Annotated in this window: 17 protein-coding genes; 14 read left to right on the top strand and 3 right to left on the bottom strand. The window is 32.1% G+C overall.

Annotated features, from left to right (window positions below; genetic code table 11):
• Positions 1-189: 189 nt before the first annotated feature.
• The 9 genes from NRK67_17030 to NRK67_17070 all read left to right on the top strand — a co-directional run bounded on the left by NRK67_17030 (position 190) and on the right by NRK67_17070 (position 9673).
• Positions 190-1713: an FGGY-family carbohydrate kinase gene (locus tag NRK67_17030; GenBank protein ID UUV20105.1), complete on the top strand. Its 1524-nt coding sequence runs from the start codon at positions 190-192 to the stop codon at positions 1711-1713.
• Positions 1714-1783: 70 nt separating this feature from the next.
• Positions 1784-2803: an aldo/keto reductase gene (locus tag NRK67_17035; protein UUV20106.1), complete on the top strand. Its 1020-nt coding sequence runs from the start codon at positions 1784-1786 to the stop codon at positions 2801-2803.
• Between the two features lie 76 nt (positions 2804-2879).
• Positions 2880-3923 carry a galactitol-1-phosphate 5-dehydrogenase gene (locus NRK67_17040; protein UUV20107.1) on the top strand — a complete coding sequence of 348 codons (1044 nt, stop codon included), beginning with the start codon at positions 2880-2882 and terminating at the stop codon, positions 3921-3923.
• A 39-nt stretch (positions 3924-3962) separates the two neighbouring features.
• Positions 3963-4826 carry a tagatose bisphosphate family class II aldolase gene (locus NRK67_17045; protein ID UUV20108.1) on the top strand — a complete coding sequence of 288 codons (864 nt, stop codon included), beginning with the start codon at positions 3963-3965 and terminating at the stop codon, positions 4824-4826.
• A gap of 19 nt (positions 4827-4845) precedes the next feature.
• A complete protein-coding gene (locus NRK67_17050) occupies positions 4846-5790 on the top strand; it encodes a 1-phosphofructokinase family hexose kinase (protein ID UUV20109.1) in 945 nt (314 codons plus the stop codon).
• 31 nt (positions 5791-5821) lie between these two features.
• Complete coding sequence (locus tag NRK67_17055; protein ID UUV20110.1) at positions 5822-6256, top strand: fucose isomerase; 435 nt, start codon at positions 5822-5824, stop codon at positions 6254-6256.
• A 78-nt stretch (positions 6257-6334) separates the two neighbouring features.
• Positions 6335-7207, top strand: coding sequence for an aldose 1-epimerase family protein (locus NRK67_17060; GenBank protein UUV20111.1), 873 nt, complete (start codon positions 6335-6337; stop codon positions 7205-7207).
• A gap of 324 nt (positions 7208-7531) precedes the next feature.
• Complete coding sequence (locus NRK67_17065) at positions 7532-9016, top strand: PTS transporter subunit EIIC (protein UUV20112.1); 1485 nt, start codon at positions 7532-7534, stop codon at positions 9014-9016.
• Between the two features lie 15 nt (positions 9017-9031).
• On the top strand, positions 9032-9673 hold the full coding sequence (locus tag NRK67_17070; protein UUV20113.1) for an N-acetylmannosamine-6-phosphate 2-epimerase: 642 nt from the start codon (positions 9032-9034) through the stop codon (positions 9671-9673).
• Between the two features lie 277 nt (positions 9674-9950).
• Here the strand turns inward: NRK67_17070 and NRK67_17075 are convergent, their stop codons facing one another.
• The 3 genes from NRK67_17075 to NRK67_17085 form a co-directional block, all read right to left on the bottom strand.
• Positions 9951-10232 (bottom strand): DUF202 domain-containing protein, encoded by a 282-nt coding sequence (locus NRK67_17075; protein ID UUV20114.1) that lies wholly within the window; start codon positions 10230-10232, stop codon positions 9951-9953.
• A complete protein-coding gene (locus NRK67_17080) occupies positions 10233-11357 on the bottom strand; it encodes an anaerobic sulfatase maturase (GenBank protein ID UUV20115.1) in 1125 nt (374 codons plus the stop codon).
• 90 nt (positions 11358-11447) lie between these two features.
• Positions 11448-12449 (bottom strand): LacI family transcriptional regulator, encoded by a 1002-nt coding sequence (locus NRK67_17085; GenBank protein UUV20116.1) that lies wholly within the window; start codon positions 12447-12449, stop codon positions 11448-11450.
• 549 nt (positions 12450-12998) lie between these two features.
• On the opposite strand from NRK67_17085, the gene NRK67_17090 reads away from it, so the two are divergent.
• The 5 genes from NRK67_17090 (at position 12999) to NRK67_17110 (ending at position 20234) form a co-directional block, all read left to right on the top strand.
• Positions 12999-13985, top strand: a complete 987-nt coding sequence (locus NRK67_17090; protein UUV20117.1) for an ABC transporter permease subunit — start codon at positions 12999-13001, stop codon at positions 13983-13985.
• A 16-nt stretch (positions 13986-14001) separates the two neighbouring features.
• Positions 14002-14910: a carbohydrate ABC transporter permease gene (locus NRK67_17095; GenBank protein UUV20118.1), complete on the top strand. Its 909-nt coding sequence runs from the start codon at positions 14002-14004 to the stop codon at positions 14908-14910.
• Positions 14911-14950: 40 nt separating this feature from the next.
• Complete coding sequence (locus NRK67_17100) at positions 14951-16573, top strand: extracellular solute-binding protein (protein ID UUV20119.1); 1623 nt, start codon at positions 14951-14953, stop codon at positions 16571-16573.
• 52 nt (positions 16574-16625) lie between these two features.
• Positions 16626-18890, top strand: a complete 2265-nt coding sequence (locus tag NRK67_17105; protein UUV20120.1) for a right-handed parallel beta-helix repeat-containing protein — start codon at positions 16626-16628, stop codon at positions 18888-18890.
• Between the two features lie 432 nt (positions 18891-19322).
• Positions 19323-20234, top strand: coding sequence for a hypothetical protein (locus NRK67_17110; GenBank protein ID UUV20121.1), 912 nt, complete (start codon positions 19323-19325; stop codon positions 20232-20234).
• Positions 20235-20351: the final 117 nt, after the last annotated feature.

Below are 20351 nucleotides of genomic sequence, written 5' to 3' on the forward strand. Positions count from 1 at the left end.
AAGATTTTTTAACTAAAAAATATAAAAAATTAACTTTTCTGCGAAACTTTTTCTTTGAAAAAAGAAAATTTTCTTGACTATTTTTAATTTTAACTTTATACTAAATTCATAAGGTGATTGAATGTTTTTAAATCAACACAAATATTCTAAAAAATAACACTTTTAATTTTTTTTAGAAAGGAGAACTTTATGGAGAAATTATTATTGGCAATAGATATTGGAACATCGGGATGTAAAGTAACATTTTTTAATCTTGACGGAGAAGTTGTTGCTAGCGAAACTGGAATATACAAAACATATTACGCTGAGAAGAACAAAGTTGAACATATCGGAACTGATTGGTGGGAAAATGTATGTAAATGTATAAAAAAAATGATATTAGAAAAAAATATAGACATCAATAATGTAGAAGGTGTAGGGATCGATGGATTAGGATGGGCTTTAATTCCAATCGACCGCGAAGGAAATGTGCTTAGAAATATTATGATTTGGCTTGATAGAAGAGCTGAAGAAGAAGCTGAATGGATGAAAAAGACATGTGGTGAGGAAAGATTGATTAATATAAGTGGAAACCCTATTGATGCATCTTATATTACTCCAAAAATTCTTTGGATGAAAAAGCATGAGCCTGAACTCTATGCTAAAACTTATAAGTTTTTAAACAGTAACAGTTACATAGCTTATAAATTAACAGATGAAATTTCTCAAGATTACTCTCAGGGATACGGATTTCATTTCTTCAATATCAATACAGGAGAATACGACCAAGAAATCGCTTCTGAATTAGGTATAAACCTTGATTTGTTCGCACCTATAATGAATTGCCACGATATCGTCGGTGGAATTACTGAAAAAGCTGCTCAGGAAACTGGATTAAAAATTGGAACACCAGTAGTCGCAGGAGCTTTAGACGCAGCTTGTTGTACACTTGGAGCTGGGGTACTAAATCCTGGACAAACTCAAGAACAAGGTGGTCAGGCTGGTGGAATGAGTATATGTACTGATTCTCCCAGTATTCATCCAAAACTTATCCTTGGATATCATGCAGTTCCAGATATGTGGCTTTTACAAGGAGGAACAGTTGGTGGTGGAGGAACGCTAAATTGGTTTAATAGAGAATTGGCTGCCCACGAAAAATTAATTGGTAGAGAAAAAGGATGTAGTTCTTTTGAAGTAATGAGTGATGAGGCTACTAAAATAGCAGAAGGAAGTAATGGATTAATATTTTTACCTTATATGGCTGGAGAGAGATCACCAATTTGGGATGGAAATGCCAAGGGAGCTTTTATCGGACTTGGATTTGATAAAACTAGGGCTCATATGATTAGAAGTATCATGGAGGGTGTAGGTTACTCTTTAGAACATAATTTAAAAACAGCTGAAGAAATAGAGGTCACAATAAATAAATTAGTAAGTGTTGGTGGAAGTGCTAACAGTGTTGTGTGGACACAATTAAAGGCAGATATTACTGGAAAAGAAATAGATGTTCCTTTATCTGATCATGCAACAACATTAGGAGCTGCTATCCTTGCTGGTGTAGGTACTGGACTTTATAAAAACTTTGAAGAAGCTATTAAAAAAACAGTAAGAGTAGTAAGACAACATAAACCAAATATGGATAATCATGAAAAATATAAAAAATATTATCAAGTTTATGAAGGGTTATATGGGAGTTTAAAAGATACTTTTGACCAATTAAGTTCTTTTAAATAAAAATAATAAATAGGCAAAATATATAAACTAATAAAATACAATAAAAATTTTTACAAGGAGTGTGAAGTAAATGTTTAAAATTAAAGAAAACGCAATTGATCCAAAACAAGTACCTTTTAAGGTATTAACTTCAGGAGACAAAATGCCAGCTGTAGGTTTAGGAACTTTTGGTTCTGATAGATTTACTCATGAAGAAATAGCAGAAGCAGTAAAAGGTGCAATAGCTATAGGATACAGACATATCGACTGTGCTGCAGTATATGAAAACGAAACTCACATAGGTGAAGTATTCGAAGAAATCTTCAAAAGTGGAGAAGTAAAAAGAGAAGATTTATGGATAAACTCAAAATTATGGAATGATCAACATGAAAATGTAATTGAGTCATGTAAAAAAACTATCGCCGATTTAAAATGTGATTATTTAGATACTTACTTAATGCACTGGCCATTTAGAAACTATCATGCACCAGGTTGTGATGGAGATGCCAGAAATCCAGATTCAAAACCATATAACCACGACGAATTTATGGCTACTTGGAGAGAAATGGAAAAATTAGTAGAAATGGGATTGGTTAGAAATATTGGAACTTCAAGTGTTACAATTCCTAAAATGGAATTAATTTTAAGAGATGCAACTATTAAACCTTCTGTTAACGAAATGGAATTACATCCACATTTCCAACAAGAAGAATTATATAATTATTTAGTAAAAAATAATGTAGTACCTATCGGATTCTGTCCCATCGGTTCTCCTACAAGACCAGATAGAGATAAAACTGAAGATGATACAGTAGATATCGAAGATCCAATTATTTTAGCAGCAGCAAAGAGATTAGGAGTACATCCTGCAGTAGTATGTATCAAATGGGCTGTACAAAGAGGACAAGTTCCGATTCCTTTCTCAGTAAGAGAATTAGAATATAAATCAAACTTACAATCAGCTGTCTCTGACCCATTAACTGACGAAGAGATGGAAGCAATTTCTAAAATTAATAAAAATTGTAGATTAATTAAAGGGCAAGTATTTTTATGGGAAGATGCTAAAGGATGGGAAGATCTTTGGGATCTTGATGGAACAATAACAAAATAAATTTAACAACACAAAATTTCTACAGAAAGTAACATAAAATTTAATTTCTGTAGTATTTGATTATTAGGAGGGCATCATGAAGGCATTAGTATTACATGCAAAAGAAGATTTAAGATATGAAGAGATAGCAACACCAATTATTAATAGTGACGAAGTTTTAATAAAAGTAAGAGCTACTGGAATTTGTGGTTCTGATTTTCCTAGAGTTTTGGGAGGAGAGTCAAGATATTTTCCAAACATTTTAGGACATGAATTTTCAGGAGAAATTGCTGAAATTGGAGATAAAGTTACTCATTTAGTATCAGGAGATAAAGTTACTGGTGCACCATTAAAACCTTGTATGGAATGCGATGACTGCTTAAGTGGAAATCATGCCCAATGTAAGCATTATTCATTTATTGGATCAAGAGAATTTGGAACATTTGCAGAATATGTAAAGATGCCTGCTAGAAATGTTGTTAAACTTCCTGAAGGTTGTAGCTTTGTACAAGGTGCATTTATCGAGCCTATCACAGTTGCATTACATGGATTATTCTTAGCAGATTTTAAAGGTGCAAGTAGCGTAGCAATTGTAGGAGCTGGAACTATTGGTTTATTAGCTCTACAATGTGCAAAAGCTATGGGAGCAAAAACTATAACTGCATTTGATATCTCAGAAGCTAACTTAGAGAAAGCTAAAAAATTAGGAGCAGATTATATAGTAAATACAAGCTCTAAAGACATGAGAAAACAAATCAAAGAAATAACTAAAGGGAAAGGATTTGAGTACGTAATTGAAAGTGCTGGAGTTCAGTTCACTGAGATTTTAAGCCTTGAAATTGCTGGAGTAAAAGGAAACGTAATGTATATCGGTACTCCTCATTCAGAAATCAAATTACAACAAAATGAATTTGAATTTATAAATAGAAAGGAACTTTTAGTTAGAGGATCATGGATGTCATATTCTAATCCATGGCCTGGAAAAGAATGGACAATTGCCGGTGATTACTTAAGTACAGGTAAAATAAACGTTGATCTTTTAGCAGATAGAATTGTGCCAATGGAAGAAGGCGTACAAGCATTTAAAGATATCAAAGCTAGAATAGTTAACGGTAAAGTAATTTTAACAAACGAAAGATAATTTTTAAAATAATTAGATTGAAATATTAGGAGGAAACAAATGTTATTATCAACAAACCAAATGTTATTAGATGCTCAAAAAAAAGGTTATGCAGTTCCTGCATTTAATGTACATAATTTAGAAACAATTCAAACTGTAGTAGATGCTGCGGTAGAATTAAATTCACCAGTAATAGTCGCAGCAACACCAGGAACTATGAAATATGCAGGAGAGGATTTTTTTATTAAATTAGTTGAAATTTGTTCTAATAAATATGACATACCCATTGCTATGCATTTAGATCACCATGAAGATTCTGAAGCAATAATGAGATCTATTCAAATAGGAACTAAATCTGTAATGATTGATGCTTCTCACTGCTCATTCGATGAAAATATAGATAAAGTAAAAAAAATAGTAGATTACGCACATAAATTTGATGTAACTGTTGAAGGTGAATTAGGTATATTGGGTGGAATTGAAGATGATTTAGAAATTGATGCAAAAGATGCACTGTACACAAATCCTAGCCAAGCAAAAGAGTATGTAGAAAAAACAGGTATAGACTCATTAGCAATTGCTATCGGAACTGCACATGGTGTATATGCAAAAGAGCCAAAATTAGACTTTAGTAGATTAGAAGAAATTAGAAAAGTAGTAGATATCCCTCTAGTATTACATGGAGCATCAGGAGTCCCTGCCGATCAAGTAAAGAGAGCTATCGAATTAGGAATTTGTAAAGTAAATATTGCAACAGAATTAAAAATGCCATTTGCTGCAGAAGTAAGAAAAATATTAACTGAGAATCCTAATGAAAGCGATCCAAGAAAATACTTTACTCCTGCAAAAAAAGTTATGAAGAAAGTCGCTATGGATAAAATCATGATGTGTGGAAGTAACGGAAGAGCAAATACAATAAAATAATTAAATAAGAGGTAAAATTATGATACTTACAGTCACAATGAATCCTGCTATCGATAAAATTTATACTGTAGAAAATTTTCAATTAGGAGAAGTACATCGCCCAACTGAGATGATTGCTTCTGCTGGTGGAAAGGGTCTAAATGTGACTCGTGTTGCAAAACTAATGGGGGAGGATGTTGCCGCAACAGGTCTATTAGGTGGTAGTAATGGATTATACATAGATAAGAAAGTTCAAGAATTACAAGTTAAAAGTAAATTTGGACAAATAGATGGTGAAACTAGAATTTGTATCAATGTAACTGACAGTGTTAACCAATTTTGTACTGAAATACTAGAAAAAGGACCTACAATTTCTAATAAGGAAGCTAATGATTTTATTACTAAATTTTCAGAATTAATTAAAGAAGCTAGTGTAATAACTATTTCAGGAAGTTTACCAAAAGGATTACCGACTAACTTTTATTCATTATTAATAGAAAAAGCTAAAAAACACAATAAAAAAGTTTTACTAGATACTAGTTCTGAAGCTCTTTTAGAAGGAATAAAAAGTAAACCTTATATCATTAAACCTAATGGCGATGAAATAAGAGATATCTATAACGTAGATATCAATAGTGATGAAAAATTAATAGAGATGATCAACTTTTTCAAAAACGAGGGTATCGAATTACCTATAATTAGTAGAGGAAAAGATGGAGCTATAGCTGGTTTATCTGATGGAATTTACCAAGTTATTACTCCTATAGTCCAAACTATAAACACAGTTGGGTCTGGAGATTCGTTTATTGCAGGGTGTGCAATTGGAATCGAAAGGGGATTAAGTGAAATCGATATCTTAAAAATGGGGGCAGCTTGTGGAACTGCAAACACACAATATATCCAAACTGGATATGTAGAACCAAAAGTTGTTACTGATTATTTTAACCAAATTAAAGTAAATAAAATAATAGATTATTTTAAATAATTACAATAAAAGATTCAAAAGGGAGAGCACAATGTTAAAAAATATACCTTCAATTTTACCACCAGAATTATTAAAAGTATTAATGGAAATGGGACACGGAGATGAAATAGTTATAGCTGATGGGAATTTTCCAGGAGCAGGATTAGCTAAAAGATTAGTTAGATGTGATGGACATAACGTTCCTGAATTATTAGATGCTATCTTAAATTTTTTCCCTTTAGACCAATATGTTGATAGACCTTTATCTCTTATGGCAGCTCCTGTTACAGATAAAGAAAATCCAGTTATTTGGGATGAATACAGAAAAATAGTTGATAAACACGAAGAAGATAAAAAAGAGTTCAATTTAGTAGAAAGGTTTGCATTCTATGACCAAGCAAAAAAAGCTTACGCAGTTATAACAACTGGAGAAAAAGCATTACTTGCAAATGTCATCCTAAAAAAAGGTGTAGTAATCGAAAAATAAATATGATTTTAAAGGGACTTTAGATAATCTATAAAGTCCCTTTAAAATTAATCAAATTTCAATTTAAAGGAGAAAATAATGATATCAACACTAAAAAATAAAAACGTAACTATCCAAGTAAAATCAATTGGAGCAGAACTAAGTAGTTTTAAAAAAAATAATGATGATTTTGAATATATATGGAACGGAAACAAAGAGTTTTGGAGTGGACAATCACCGGTATTATTTCCTATTATTGGAAATCTAGTTGACGGTATAGCTAGAATAGGTGAAAAAAACTATATTTTAGGAAATCATGGATTTGCTAGAAAAACAGAGTTTGAACTTGTAGAAGCTACAGAGGAAAAACTTATTTATTCTCTAAAATATAATAAAATAACTTTAGCTATGTATCCGTTTAAATTTGATTTACAATTAACTTATACTCTTAATGAGGACAGTGTAAATATTTTATATAAAGTTATTAATCTAGATAATAAAAGCATCTATTTTCAACTAGGAACTCACCCTGGATTTAATTGTCCTACAGACAAAAATCTTTCTTTCTCAGATTATTTTTTAGAATTCAATAAACCAGAAACTTTAAAAAGAAATTTTTGTGACACTAGTAACTTACTAATTGAAAATAAAGAAGTATCTTTACTAGAAAACTCGAATAAATTAAAATTAAGTCATAATATGTTTTATGATGGAGCTCTACTAATTAGAGATGTTAAATCAAATAGCATTTTTCTTAAAAACAAAAACAACTTAAGATCAGTCAACGTGTTAAGTAAAAATTTCCCTTATTTAGGAATTTGGCAACCAAAAGATGCACCATTTGTATGTGTTGAGCCTTGGCATGGTTTAGCAGAATCAAAAAGTTTTAAAGGTAAATTTAAAGAAAAAGAGATGATAATTGAATTAGGGGTAGGAGAAGTTCATTGTGCTTCACTTACTATAACTATTTAATATATTTCTCATAAATAAAACAATTTCCTCCTACTCTATAGACAATATATAGAAAGTAGGAGGATTTTTATATTCCCTATATATCAGGATTATTGTAAGTATTGTGTAAGCTCTAACAGCTAGATTGTCAACTATAGGGGAATTATAAAATTCTTAGCATAAGTAAATTTTTTGAATCTTCCATTAATATTATATAGCCACTTTTTTTAGAAAAATGTTGAAGATACAGGAAAGTTATGGTAAACTTTTATTGTAATGAAAATGTTTTTCATGTATAGTAATTAGATGAAAATGTTTTTTATAAAATTAATAAAGGGGGATAAAATGTTTAAAAGTTTACAAAAAATAGGGAAATCGTTTATGTTGCCAATAGCTATATTGCCTGCTGCTGGTCTACTTTTAGGAATAGGGGGAGCATTATCTAATGGTACTACTGTTCAGGCGTATCCATTTTTAAATATTCCATGGTTACAGGGGATATTTAAAGTGATGTCAGCTTCTGGAGAAATAATATTTGTTAATTTAGCATTAATAATGTGTATAGGTTTATCTGTAGGATTAGTAAAGAAAGATAAAGGAACTGCAGGATTAGCTGGAGCGGTGTCTTTCTTAGTTATGAATGCGTCTATAAAGGGGATGATCTCTGCTTTTAATTCAAATGTAACTTCAATAGATACAGGTGTTGTAGGAGCTATAGTTGTAGGAGTAACAGTTTCACATTTACATAATAAGTATAGAGATATTCAATTACCGGCTATATTAGGTTTCTTTGGAGGATCTAGGTTTATTCCTATAATATCTTCATTTGCAGCTATAGGTATTGGAATGGTATTTTTTCTTATCTGGCCTACATTTCAAGGATGGTTAATAACTACAGGAAACGCTATAGCAAGTTTAGGGTTATTAGGAACATTTTTATATGGTTTTTTATTAAGACTTACAGGCGCAGTAGGGTTACATCACATGGTTTATCCGCTGTTTTGGTATACTGAGCTTGGTGGAGCAACTGAAGTTGCGAGTAAAACAGTGATAGGGGCTCAAAATATTTTCTTTGCTCAACTTGCAGATCCAAATCATACAGGATTATATACAGATGGAACACGTTTTTTTGCAGGACGTTTTGCCACTATGATGTTTGGACTACCGGCAGCTTGTTTAGCGATGTATCATTGTGTACCTACAAATAAAAGAAAACTAGCAGGAGGGTTGTTGCTAAGTGCTGCAATTACATCATTTTTAACAGGTATTACAGAACCAATAGAATACATGTTTTTATTTGTTGCTCCTTGGCTTTATGTTATTCATGCTTTATTTGATGGACTTTCATTTTTAATAGCAGATTATTTAAATGTTTCTATTGGAAATACTTTTTCTGGTGGATTAATAGATTTTACTCTTTTTGGAATTCTACAAGGAAATTCATTTACAAATTGGATATATGTGTTATTTATAGGACCAATTTGGGGGATGCTGTATTATTTTACTTTTAAATACTTGATTATTAAATTTAATGTAATGACACCAGGAAGAGAAGAAGGTGAAGAAGGTATAAGAGTAGTAACAAAAGAAACACTGCAGGAAACTTCAAAAGGAGTATTGAAAGCATTAGGCGGTAAGGAAAATATAGATGAATTAGATGCCTGCATAACTAGACTGAGAGTATCTGTAAAAGATGTTTCAAAAGTTGATAAAAAAAGAATTAAAGAATTAGGTGCCACAGGAGTATTAGAAGTTCAAGGTGGAGTCCAAGCGATCTTTGGTGCTATGGCAGATCCTATAAAACAGAGAATAAATGAAATAATTGAATAATAAAGGTGGTATAAAATGAATAAAGGATTAATTGTATCTTGTCAAGCCCTTAAAGAAGAACCATTACACAGTCCATTTATAATGGGGAAAATGGCATTAGCAGCTAAAATAGCCGGAGCTGTTGGAATAAGAGCAAACGGTGTAGAAGATATAAATGCTATAAAAAAAGAAGTAGACTTGCCTATAATAGGGATAATAAAAAAAAATTATAATAATTTGAAAGCTTATATAACTCCAACTGAAAAAGAATTAAAGGAGTTGATAGAGGCAAATATCGAAATTATTGCATTAGACGCAACATTTGATGCAGATTTAGAAATGCTTAAATCATTAAAAAAAAGATATCCAAAACAGCAATTTATGGCGGATATATCAACAGTAGAGGAAGGAATCAGAGCTGAAGAATTAGGTTTTGATTATATTGGAACTACATTAGTGGGATATACTGATCAGTCAAAAAAATTAAATAATTTTGATGTCTTAAAAAAATTAATAAAAATTTGTAAGACTCCAATTGTAGCAGAAGGAAATTTTGATACTCCTGAAAAAGCAAAAAAAGCTTTGGAATTAGGGGCAGATACTGTAGTAGTAGGTGGTGCAATTACAAGACCTCAATTAATAGCACAAAAGTTTGTAGATAAAATTAATACAATTTAATGATAATGAAAAAGTCTAAAATTTTATTTTAGACTTTTTTTTATTTCATAGACACTAATTTATAAATAAAATTAATGTGAGTTTTTAGATTTTAAAGTTTTCATGTTGTGATGAAGACATGGTAGAGAATCTGTTGGTAAAAGCGGATAAGAAAATGTATATTATGAAGAAAAAAATGGAGATTTTGTCCTAAATAGTATAATGAAATGCTAAAAAAATTAGTTTGTATATAAATTCATTTTAACAAATCATTATTGGATTGTAAGAGAAGAAAAAATTATTGAAAAAGTTTTTTTAGTGGTAGCCAAGTTCTTATGAATTTTTTTGTACCGATAACTAAAGTTATCATAGAGGCTAGTAAAAACAACCATCCAAGGCTCTGGATAAAGAGACCATCATCGACGTACTTAATAAGTCCAATCCCTGCTGCCAAAAAACTTACAACAGTTCTAAGATAAGCAAGATATGTCCTTTCGTTGGCAAGGATAGTTCTATCAGTTGCTAAGCAATCCCTTAATATCATATTTTCTTTTTCATATATTGCATATCTTTTTTCCATTTACATTACTCCTCTATCGTTTTGATTTTTAATTTTTGCTGCTACTTCTATAAGTCGGGAAGCTGTATATTCAAAAAATTCATAGTATGCTTCACAAAGGCCATTTAGATTTTCAGGGTTTTCTCTATTTCTTCTGCATCCCCCTCTGCATATGTTTTGCCACTTACATAACTTACATTTATTAGATATCTTTAGAGAACCACTTAAGAAGTCTCTTGCTTTATTTGAAACTATTATATCTTCCAAATCTTCAGTATTTATATTTCCCAGATTCCACTGATCATAGACATAGAAATCACAAGGATAGATACTACCGTCAGCTTCTATAACATTTTGTATAGAACAGTGACCTTTCATATCACAGGCTTCTCCCCCTCTTCCCAGAATAATATTGATAAGGTTATCAAAATATCTGATACTTATATACTTCCCTTTAATGAGGTCTTTATACCAAAGATCAAAAAGTTTTTTTAGGAAAGTACCGTAAGTTTTAGCAGAAAGATGAGTCTTTTCCACTAAATTTCCTGACATAAGGGGATCTAAGCAAGGAATATACTGGGTATAATTTATATTTTCCTTTTTAAAAAAAGTATATACTTCCTTAACATTTATAGCAAGAAGTGTATCAACAACAGAGAGAACATTGTATTCAATATTGTGTTTATCCATTATTTTTTTTGCTTTCATGACGGAATTAAAGCTGCCCTTGTTATTTTTTTTTCTTCTTCTCGCATCATGGATTTTTTTTGGCCCGTCTAGGGAGAGACCTACCAAAAAATTATTTTCTTTAAAAAAAATTGCCCACTTTTCATCAATAACAATACCATTTGTCTGGATGACATTATTTATCTGTGAGCCGTTATTGTATATTTTTTGGAACTCTATGAATTTCTCAAAAAAATCAAGACCTGAAAGGGTAGGTTCCCCTCCCTGAAAAGCAAAGGTACATGATCCGCCTTCTGAAAATTCAAAAGTTTTTTTTACAATATTTTCTAAAGTAGAGAGTTCCATAAATCCATATGAAGCAACTTCTCTTTCTTCCGCTATTGTATTGTAGAAACAATAGCTACAAGTCATATTACAAAGGCTAGAAGAAGGCTTTATAAGGACACTTACATTTCTCATTTGTTTCCTCCCAGGAATCTATATTGTGAAACTTTAGCAATTCAAAAAAGTTATGACTGCTTAAATTATTCATAAATATATATTTATGATTTAATATTTTTTTTCAGAGCCTTTTAGTTCTAATTGAGGTTGTAAAATAATTTTTTGAGTATAGTCAGCTCCATTAGTTAACTTATCGATTAATAATTTTCCAGCAAGTTTTCCCATTTCGCTTGTAGAGGTTACTATACTGCTGGTATTTAAATTTAAGATTTCAAAATATGTAGGAATTTCAAAACCTATAAGAGATAACTTGGAATGTTTTTCGTTTTTTTCTTCATTTAAAAATCTCAACAGATTTAATGTCATAAAATTATTAAAAGAAACAATTCCTGTGATTTCAATCTTATTACAAATTACTTTTCTGATTTGTTCGTAGTTAGATTTATCAAAGTACCTCATATCTCCTTCAATAACTAAAGAATTTTCTTCTGAGATATTATAATCTTTTAATGCATGGACATATCCAAGATAGCGATTTTTTAAATTTTGGAGATTAAGAGGTCCTGTCAAAACTCCAATTTTTGTATGCCCCTCTTTAATAAGAGCCTCTGTAGCTATATATCCAGCCTTGAAATCATCTAAAAAAACTCCATCTTGATGGAACTCTAATTCTCTATCTATTAAAACTAGAGGGATATTTGCATTTTTAAGGTTTTCAATATTGGATTTTGACTTTATCCCATCACAGATACACATTATTACTCCGCAAATATTATTTTTTAGAATAGAAGTGATGGCCTCCTCTTCTAGCTCAAATTTTTCGTCTGTATCAAAAATTAAAACTTGGTATTCATTTGTTCTAAGTATTTTTGAAATATTTTTAATGATTTCTCCGAAATAAGGGTTTTGAAGATCAGGAACAACTACAGCGACGTTTTTCATTTCATTTTCTTCTTGATTCTGTTTATGCCTTTTATAAAAACCGCTTTTTACAAGAATTTCGTCTATTTCTTTCCTTTTTTCTTTACCAACACCCTCTCTTTTATTAATAACTTTTGAAACAGTTCCCACAGAAACGTTTGCCAGTTTAGCTATTTCTTTTAATTTCATATTTATCTCCTGAGTATCTATTATAGTAAATTTTTTTATTCTTTTAGAAGATTATACCATTATTTTATCAAATCCTCAACAAAATTACGAAACTTTTTCTTTAATTCAAGAAAAATTATTTGACAACTTGGAATAATAAGACTATTATATTAGTAAGTTAAAATTGTACAAGTATTATGTGTTCTTTTTAAGCACTTATAGAATGTTTTGTAGATATAATGTCTGTTAAACAAATAAAGTTTGAGGGGGAGTTATGAAAGTTAATGCAATGTTTTTAAAAAATAAATATGGATAAATTTATTACAATGGTATTTTAGAGAGATTTACAAAAAATACAGGAAAACTTTACATAGAGAAAGATTCATCTGTAAAATTAGCGGTTATATGGAACCCGCAGGATATTAAATAATAAAAAATCTTTGAAAATGCCAAGCTCTTCCGCCATCATAACAAAATGAAGTATGGTAAAGATGAAGATCGTATCAAATACAAGATGAAATGTATCTAAAAGGATTAAAAAATATATTAGATGAAAGCAAAGGAGGAAAATTGGAAAATATAGCAAGTATAAAATTGAAAAAAAAGAGAAAAACGTTTGATTTTTTTAGTTCTATAAAAAGAAGGCTAATAAGTGTAAAACAAGGTTTAAAAGAAGGGTGGCAACTTTATCTGATGCTTATATTTCCTTTAGTTTATTTTATAGTATTTAAGTATATTCCAATGTATGGAGTTCAGATAGCCTTTAAAGATTATTCGTCAGCCAAAGGTATATTAGGGAGCCCATGGGTGGGTCTAAAGTATTTTATAAAATTTATAAACTCTTACAACTTTATGCCTGTTTTTTTGAATACATTGAAGATTAGTATGGGACAATTACTTTTTTCGTTCCCATTTCCGATAATATTAGCACTAGCTCTTAATAGCTGTAGAAATGCTAGATTTAAAAAGACAGTTCAGTTTGCAGTGTATGCACCATATTTTATATCTGTAGTAGTAATGTCAGGTATAATAATTCAGTTTTTAGATCCGAGATTGGGGATAATAAACCGTGTGTTCTCTATGATCACAGGGGAAACTATGAATTTTATGGGGTCACCAGATAAATTTGTAGGGATTTTTGTAGGTTCTAATATCTGGCAAAATACGGGGTGGGGAACTATTATCTACCTTGCAGCTCTTGCTGATGTAGATTCTAACCTCCATGAGGCGGCTCAGATCGACGGAGCAAATAGATTTCAGAGAATTTTAAATATTGATCTTCCATGTATTTACCCTACTATAATCACATTGTTGATAGTGAATACAGGAAGAGTTTTAAATGTAGGGTTTCAAAAGGTTCTCCTTCTTCAAAATCCTCTTAACTTAACAGCTTCAGAGATAATTCAGACCTATACGTATAAGGTAGGGCTAGCTTCACAGATGGCGAACTTTTCGTATTCGGCAGCTATAGGATTGTTTACAGGAATAGTTAACTTGATTTTGTTGTTATCTGTAAATAAAATATCCAGACATTTTGGTCACAAGGGAATATTTTAAATTAATGGGAGGAAAAATGTTTAAAAATTTATTTTTAATGAAGAGAAAGAATTTTAATAGCGATTCAATATTTTACTTGGTAAATGGAATCTACCTGACAATAGCTTTTTTACTGGTGGCTTATCCTATACTTTTCATAGTAAGTAGTTCTTTCAGTTCACCAGAAGCAGTTAGTAGTGGAAAGGTATGGTTATTTCCAGTAGACTTTAGTCTGGCGGGATATAGGGAGCTTTTAGGTTATAAGCCGGTATGGACTGGTTACTATAATTCATTCTTCTATGCAATAGTAGGAACTACAATCAGTGTAACCCTTACAGTACTGGCAGGATATGCTCTTTCAAGAAAACAGCTGTACGGTAGAAGGTTATTTACGTTTATAATACTGTTTACTATGATCTTTCAGGGAGGAATTATTCCGACATATATTTTGATGCAGGATTTAAATTTGATAGATACAAGGTGGGCAGTTATTCTACCGAGAGCCATAGTCGTGTTTAACTTTGTTATAACCAAAAACTTTTTTGAAAATAATATTCCAGATGAGTTATATGAAGCTGCGAAGATAGACGGAGCATCGGAATTTCAATTCTTCATTAAAGTTGTTTTACCTCTTTCAAAGCCAATTATTGCGATACTAGTATTGTATTATTCTGTATTTATATGGAACTCTTTCTTTGATGCTATGATATATCTGAGAGATAAAAGTCTTTATCCTCTACAACTGACATTAAGAGACGTTCTTATATTAAATGAAGTTAGTTCAGATATGATGGCTGATCCCGATCTTTTACAAGAGTTAGAAGGTATGCGTGATCTTCTTAAATATGCACTTATTATTGTGGCAAGTTTACCAGTATTAGTAGCTTATCCATTTATTCAAAAGTATTTTGTAAGTGGAAGATTATCAGGAGCATCAAAAGGTTAATAAAGAAGATCATAAAAAAAATTATAAGGAGTGTTTATTTATGAATAAAAAAGTACTGCAGATTACGTTATTAGCTCTTTCACTGGTATTTACAGCTTGTGGCGGTTCAAAGGAAGATACTGTTTCACAATCAAATGGAGTAAAAGAGGTAGCGAGCTTACCAGGAGAATATCCAATCGTGGATGAAAAAATAACATTAAAAGTATTCCTTCCTTCAGATCCTTTTATCAATGACTTAACAACAAATGAGTTAACAAAGGAATATGAAGAAAAGACCAATGTAAAGATAGAGTGGGAAGAGGTGCCTAAGATGAGTCTTAAGGAGAAATTAAACCTTATACTGTCAACGAATCAGAGTATGCCGGATATATTTTTAAATACATCACTGAGTAATGCTCAGATCACGAACTATGGTAGTAATCTTGGAATGTTTAGAGACCTTACACCTTACATAGAGAAATATGGTCCAAATATTCAAAAGATGCTTGATTATGATCCAAGTATAAGACAAGCTGTAACAGCTCAAGATGGTAAGATCTATGCCCTCCCTTCAGTTGAAGAGGCGTACCATGTAAGAGCTCCTCAAAAATTGTGGGTTTATAAGCCATGGCTGGAAGAGCTAGGGCTGGAAGTGCCACAGACAACAGATGAGTTTTACGAAATGTTAAAAATATTTAAAGAAAAGAAGGGAGATATAATACCTCTGACTGGAGCAATTACAGGTTGGTACACAGGTGTTCTAGACTTCTTTATGTGTTCATTTATCTATAGTGATCAGGATAACCGTTGGATTGTTGAAAACGGTGAAGTAAGTGTTCCATTTGATAAAGATCAATGGAGAGAGGGATTAAAATATCTCAATAAACTTTATGTAGAGGGGCTTTTAGATGAGGGAGCCTTTACCCAAGATCAAGCTCAGCTAAGACAGCTGACTATGTCTGGTAAGGTAGGAGTTGCTACAGCTGGAGCTTCGGCAGCCTTTGCTCAGGGAAGCAAAAGAACAGAGTATATAACTATACCGCCTCTTGAGGGTCCAAATGGAAATAGAGTTACTGCTTATGAACCTATGGTTATAACTCTAGGAAAGTTTGCTGTTCCTACAGCATCGGAGCACCCAGATGTGGCAGTAAGATGGCTTGATTACTTCTTGAGTGAAGAGGGGAGTTTAAGATCTAGAAATGGTGTTGAAGGAAAGGACTGGAGACGTGCAGAAGACGGGGAGATCTCAATTAGCGGAAATCAGGCTAAATATTTGAAAATATTGAAGTTTAATAAAAATCAAAATTCTCACTGGATGAAAATAGTTCCGCAATTTTTTCCTGGAGATCTTAGAAATGCAGAAGTGGATGAATCTGTAAAAAATGGTAAAGTTTCAATAGAAAAGATGCTATACGATGAAACTGCTAAGAATTATGATCCATACCTAAAAAAAGAGGTTATGAAAGAGGTATATATGGACCTTGACAGTTCTATGGAATATTCTGAATTAGATTACATTATAAACAGTTATGTTGAAGAGATGGCTGCTAAATTTGTACTAGGTCAGATAGATATAAACAGTGACAAGGAATGGAAGAATTATTTAAAGGTTTTAAAGGGAATGAATCTTGATAGATATGTTGATTTAAAGGCAAAAGCATATAAGAAACAATATGTAAATTAATAATTTCTGTTATCTATTTATTTGCTAGATCTTAAAATTTAGGAGTGATATTGTGAAAGACTTACATAAATTAAAAATAGAAGGGACCCTGATAGAGAGTATAAATAAGGCTGGAAAACTCTTTAGAGGTTCTAAAGACAGCCATGTGGAAATCATTCTAGATGAATCATACTACTTCTTAGAAAAACCTATTGTGATTAATCATTTAAATGGACCTGGTGCAGATGGGAGTCTGACTATTAAAGGGAAAAAAGGAACTTGTATAGGTTCCGGAGTTAAGGTAGACAGATGGGAAAAAGTGTCAGGTTATAGAGAATTGCCAAAGGAAATAATTTTAAATAAGGAGCAGCTGGATAATATCTGGATTGCTCCCTTTCCAGAGGGAATTCAGAATATAAAATCTCTATTTTTAAATGAAAAAATACTTCACAGAGGGAGATCAGAAACTTTAGAAGCAAGGGAGACAGAGTGTGAAAGGTTAAGGAGTTTTAATGTAGCCAAGGAAGAGGATAGAAAACTCCTCAGACAGGTGCCTGTTCCTGGAGACAAGATAAAAAATATTCGTCAAAGCAAAGATATGGAAATATTATTTGCTGCTGTACCATGGCAGCTAAGTGTACTTCCCGTAGATAAGCTGGATGCAGAGAAAGGAATGGTTTATACAACTGAAGAGGGGACTGTTGCAGCTTTTTTAAAGCCAGAGCAGCCGTCTTGGTTGGAGAATCTTCCCGAATTTATAGGGAAGGCTGGAGAGTGGGCAGCAGACAGTCTTAATAAGCTGATATTCTACTGGCCAAAGAGTGAGGAGGAACTAAATAATATCTGGGCTCCAAAGTTAAAGGAACTGATCAGAGTAGAGGGGGTAACAAACTACGATGGTTCAGAGGACACTCCTGTTGAGAATGTTCATTTTGAAGGGATAACTTTTCTGCACAGTGAAAGAGATACAAAGGATGCTGCTACAAAAGCCAGAGGTCTTCAGCATGACTGGGAGTTCTTTGACAGGGGAAATGCTCTGTTGAGGTTTAGAGGAGCAAAGAACTGCAGTGTAAGGGAGTGTCGTTTCACAGCCTCAGGAGGAACTGCAATAAGAGGTGACCTGTATATACAGGGAGTGGTAATAGAAGACAATGAAATAGACTATGTAGGTTCTATGGGTATACTCCTATGTGGGTATGGACCTGGAACTAAAGATGTAAATAAAAGAAATATCATAAAAAATAATCTTATACACCATACAGGAGAGCTGTACCATCATGGTCATGCTATATTCCTATGGCAGAGTGGTGAAAATATTATATCCCATAATACAATTCATCATGTACCTAGAAAAGCCATAGGTGTAGCAGGAATACGTCTACCATTACTGGAACTAATAGATACAACTTGGGATGATTCATCACTCTTGATTCGTTGGGATGAGATGGATAGTGCAACAAAGGGAAAGGGATATAAATTAACCAAGATGATAGAGGAGTCTATCAAGGCAAGCGGCGACACTGATGGAGAGGTAACAGATTCTCTAAGAGATGAGCTGTGGAAACTATATATGCCGTTTCTACATGGGAAAAATAATATTATAGAGTATAACCATGTGTATCAGGCACTGACAAAGTTAGGAGATGGAGCTGTAATAAATATATCTGGAGCCGGTGAGGGAAATGTTGTAAAGAGGAATTATGTTCACCATATCTCAACAAACAAAGCTTCAGGCGTCTTGAGGACAGATGATTGGCAGTCGGGGACTACATTCCAGGAAAACGTAATATATAAGTCAAATATCCCTGCTGTAGTAAGAAAAAATATGACCCATGTAATTAACAACTATTTTATAGATGTCAGTGTGAAGCAGACAGTAAGGTTTGCTTCATACCCAAATGAAAGTAAGACCTCTGGAGCGCTCCTTGTAAAAAATATATATGCAGAGACCGAGGGAAGCATGGGATTATATAAGGAAGGCTACAGAAGTCCCGGAATGGTAACACCTAATGATGTAGTTTCTGACTACAATATTATCTATACACCGCACAATGAGAAAATAGGAACAGAGCTTTTGAGTAAGAACCAGAATGATGGAATGGATATAAACAGCCTTTCTACAGATCCTTTCTTTAAAAACCTCGAAGCTCAGGATTTTACCTTAGATCTGTCATCGCCTGCTTATAAATTGGGAATAGAATCAATAGATGTAGCTGAGATGGGAATAATGAAAAAATATCCAGATCATCTAAAGAAATTTGATTATGATGAAGGGGTAGGAAACCCAGAAGATTATCTACGTGGAAAAGATGGAGAAGATGGATACTTATTTTGGTAGGATTAAAGGTAAAAACCCAAAGAATTAGTCATAAGATTTCAGTAAGGATAAGATAAAATTTAGGGTGTCCTTATTGATCTTTGATAAATATTAAAAGAAAGCTAAAAAAGAGAAGATAGGCAAAAAAAAATATCTTCAAATATAGTTTTAAAAAACTTAATTGAGGAATATTTTAGGAATGCTATCTTCTTTTTTAGTCTAAAAATAAAATCTAAGGAGGTATAAATAAATTAAATTATTTGGTTCACTGGATAAAATTTAAAAGGCAGCTCAAAAATTAGACAGATGATTGTTTGTTTTGGACAGGGAAGGAATTTAGGAATACTTTTACTAGTATTGTTTTAATGTATTTTGAAGGTTATTGAAGGAGGCTAATAAATCTATAAGATTAATTTTTATCAGAATTACTTCAAGGCACTAGGGGGAATAAAAATGATAAAGTTAAGTTCAAAAATTGGTATTTTTATGTTGTTATCGACTATGGCTTTTGCAGGGGGAACTGTAGAGATAGGGTTTGAATCTGAAACTAGGGATTCGAATGATTCGACAACTTTTGAGAAACAAAAACAAAATAATTTTATATTGCCTTACGTAAAGACAAAGACGTTTTTTGGTGAAAATTCACCATATTTTATAGAAGCAAACTATAGTTATAAACATGATTATGAAAAAATCAAAGCTAAAAGAACCGAGAGGGATAGATATGAAGTATTCATTGGAGGGTATAAACTTGTTAGTGACAGATTTGTATTTGCTCCTAAAGTTGGTGTAAGGCATGAGGAGTTTAATAACATAGGCAAGGCCAGCGAAACACATTTTAAGTTCTATCCGGGAATGTCTTTTAAGATAAATCCAAAGAATGCAGTTAGTTTAGTAGGATATTTTGAATATTCTGAGAGTAAAATGAAGGGAAAAGATGGATATACTTATGATAAAGAGAACGGCGATTACATTCATGAACTATCTCTGGATTATATGCATAAAACTTATGACAAACAGGCAATTATAGCCAGCTTATTCAATAAATATGAAGAAAATACAGATGTGAATACAGTAAATGTATGGGAATTAAGATTTAAAATGAATCATACTACAGAGAGCGGAAGGCTTACAGTATCTCCATATGTAAGACTGCCTATACATGGAGAGAATAAAATAGAAAGTGGTGTTAAAAAAGGGACTAAAACAGATATAAACAAGGCAAGGGTAGGAGTAGCTTCAAGTTATAAAGTCACAGAAAGTTTGACAACTCTGGGAGAGGTCTGGTATCAAACTCAGACTATGAATAAACTACCAAGTTTAGATACTTATTTTCTTAAATTGGCACTGCGTTATGCATACTAGAACCTAAGATGTTAATAGAAGCAGAATTGATTTATTAGCAATCAAAAAGAAAACAGCATTTCGGTTTAATCCGCCGACTTGCTGTTTTTTGAATATAGACCTGCAGATAAGTTGATG

This window comes from Fusobacteria bacterium ZRK30 (assembly GCA_024628785.1).
Lineage (GTDB): Bacteria > Fusobacteriota > Fusobacteriia > Fusobacteriales > Fusobacteriaceae > Psychrilyobacter.

Bases quoted from the DNA above. Each gene is read 5' to 3' on its own strand.
- NRK67_17100 (UUV20119.1), top strand. From the start codon at position 14,951: ATGAATAAAAAAGTACTGCAGATTACGTTATTAGCTCTTTCACTGGTA.
- NRK67_17050 (UUV20109.1), top strand. From the start codon at position 4,846: ATGATACTTACAGTCACAATGAATCCTGCTATCGATAAAATTTATACT.
- NRK67_17060 (UUV20111.1), top strand. From the start codon at position 6,335: ATGATATCAACACTAAAAAATAAAAACGTAACTATCCAAGTAAAATCA.
- NRK67_17065 (UUV20112.1), top strand. From the start codon at position 7,532: ATGTTTAAAAGTTTACAAAAAATAGGGAAATCGTTTATGTTGCCAATA.
- NRK67_17075 (UUV20114.1), bottom strand. From the start codon at position 10,232: ATGGAAAAAAGATATGCAATATATGAAAAAGAAAATATGATATTAAGG.
- NRK67_17080 (UUV20115.1), bottom strand. From the start codon at position 11,357: ATGAGAAATGTAAGTGTCCTTATAAAGCCTTCTTCTAGCCTTTGTAAT.
- NRK67_17110 (UUV20121.1), top strand. From the start codon at position 19,323: ATGATAAAGTTAAGTTCAAAAATTGGTATTTTTATGTTGTTATCGACT.
- NRK67_17085 (UUV20116.1), bottom strand. From the start codon at position 12,449: ATGAAATTAAAAGAAATAGCTAAACTGGCAAACGTTTCTGTGGGAACT.
- NRK67_17035 (UUV20106.1), top strand. From the start codon at position 1,784: ATGTTTAAAATTAAAGAAAACGCAATTGATCCAAAACAAGTACCTTTT.
- NRK67_17045 (UUV20108.1), top strand. From the start codon at position 3,963: ATGTTATTATCAACAAACCAAATGTTATTAGATGCTCAAAAAAAAGGT.
- NRK67_17055 (UUV20110.1), top strand. From the start codon at position 5,822: ATGTTAAAAAATATACCTTCAATTTTACCACCAGAATTATTAAAAGTA.
- NRK67_17040 (UUV20107.1), top strand. From the start codon at position 2,880: ATGAAGGCATTAGTATTACATGCAAAAGAAGATTTAAGATATGAAGAG.
- NRK67_17095 (UUV20118.1), top strand. From the start codon at position 14,002: ATGTTTAAAAATTTATTTTTAATGAAGAGAAAGAATTTTAATAGCGAT.
- NRK67_17030 (UUV20105.1), top strand. From the start codon at position 190: ATGGAGAAATTATTATTGGCAATAGATATTGGAACATCGGGATGTAAA.
- NRK67_17070 (UUV20113.1), top strand. From the start codon at position 9,032: ATGAATAAAGGATTAATTGTATCTTGTCAAGCCCTTAAAGAAGAACCA.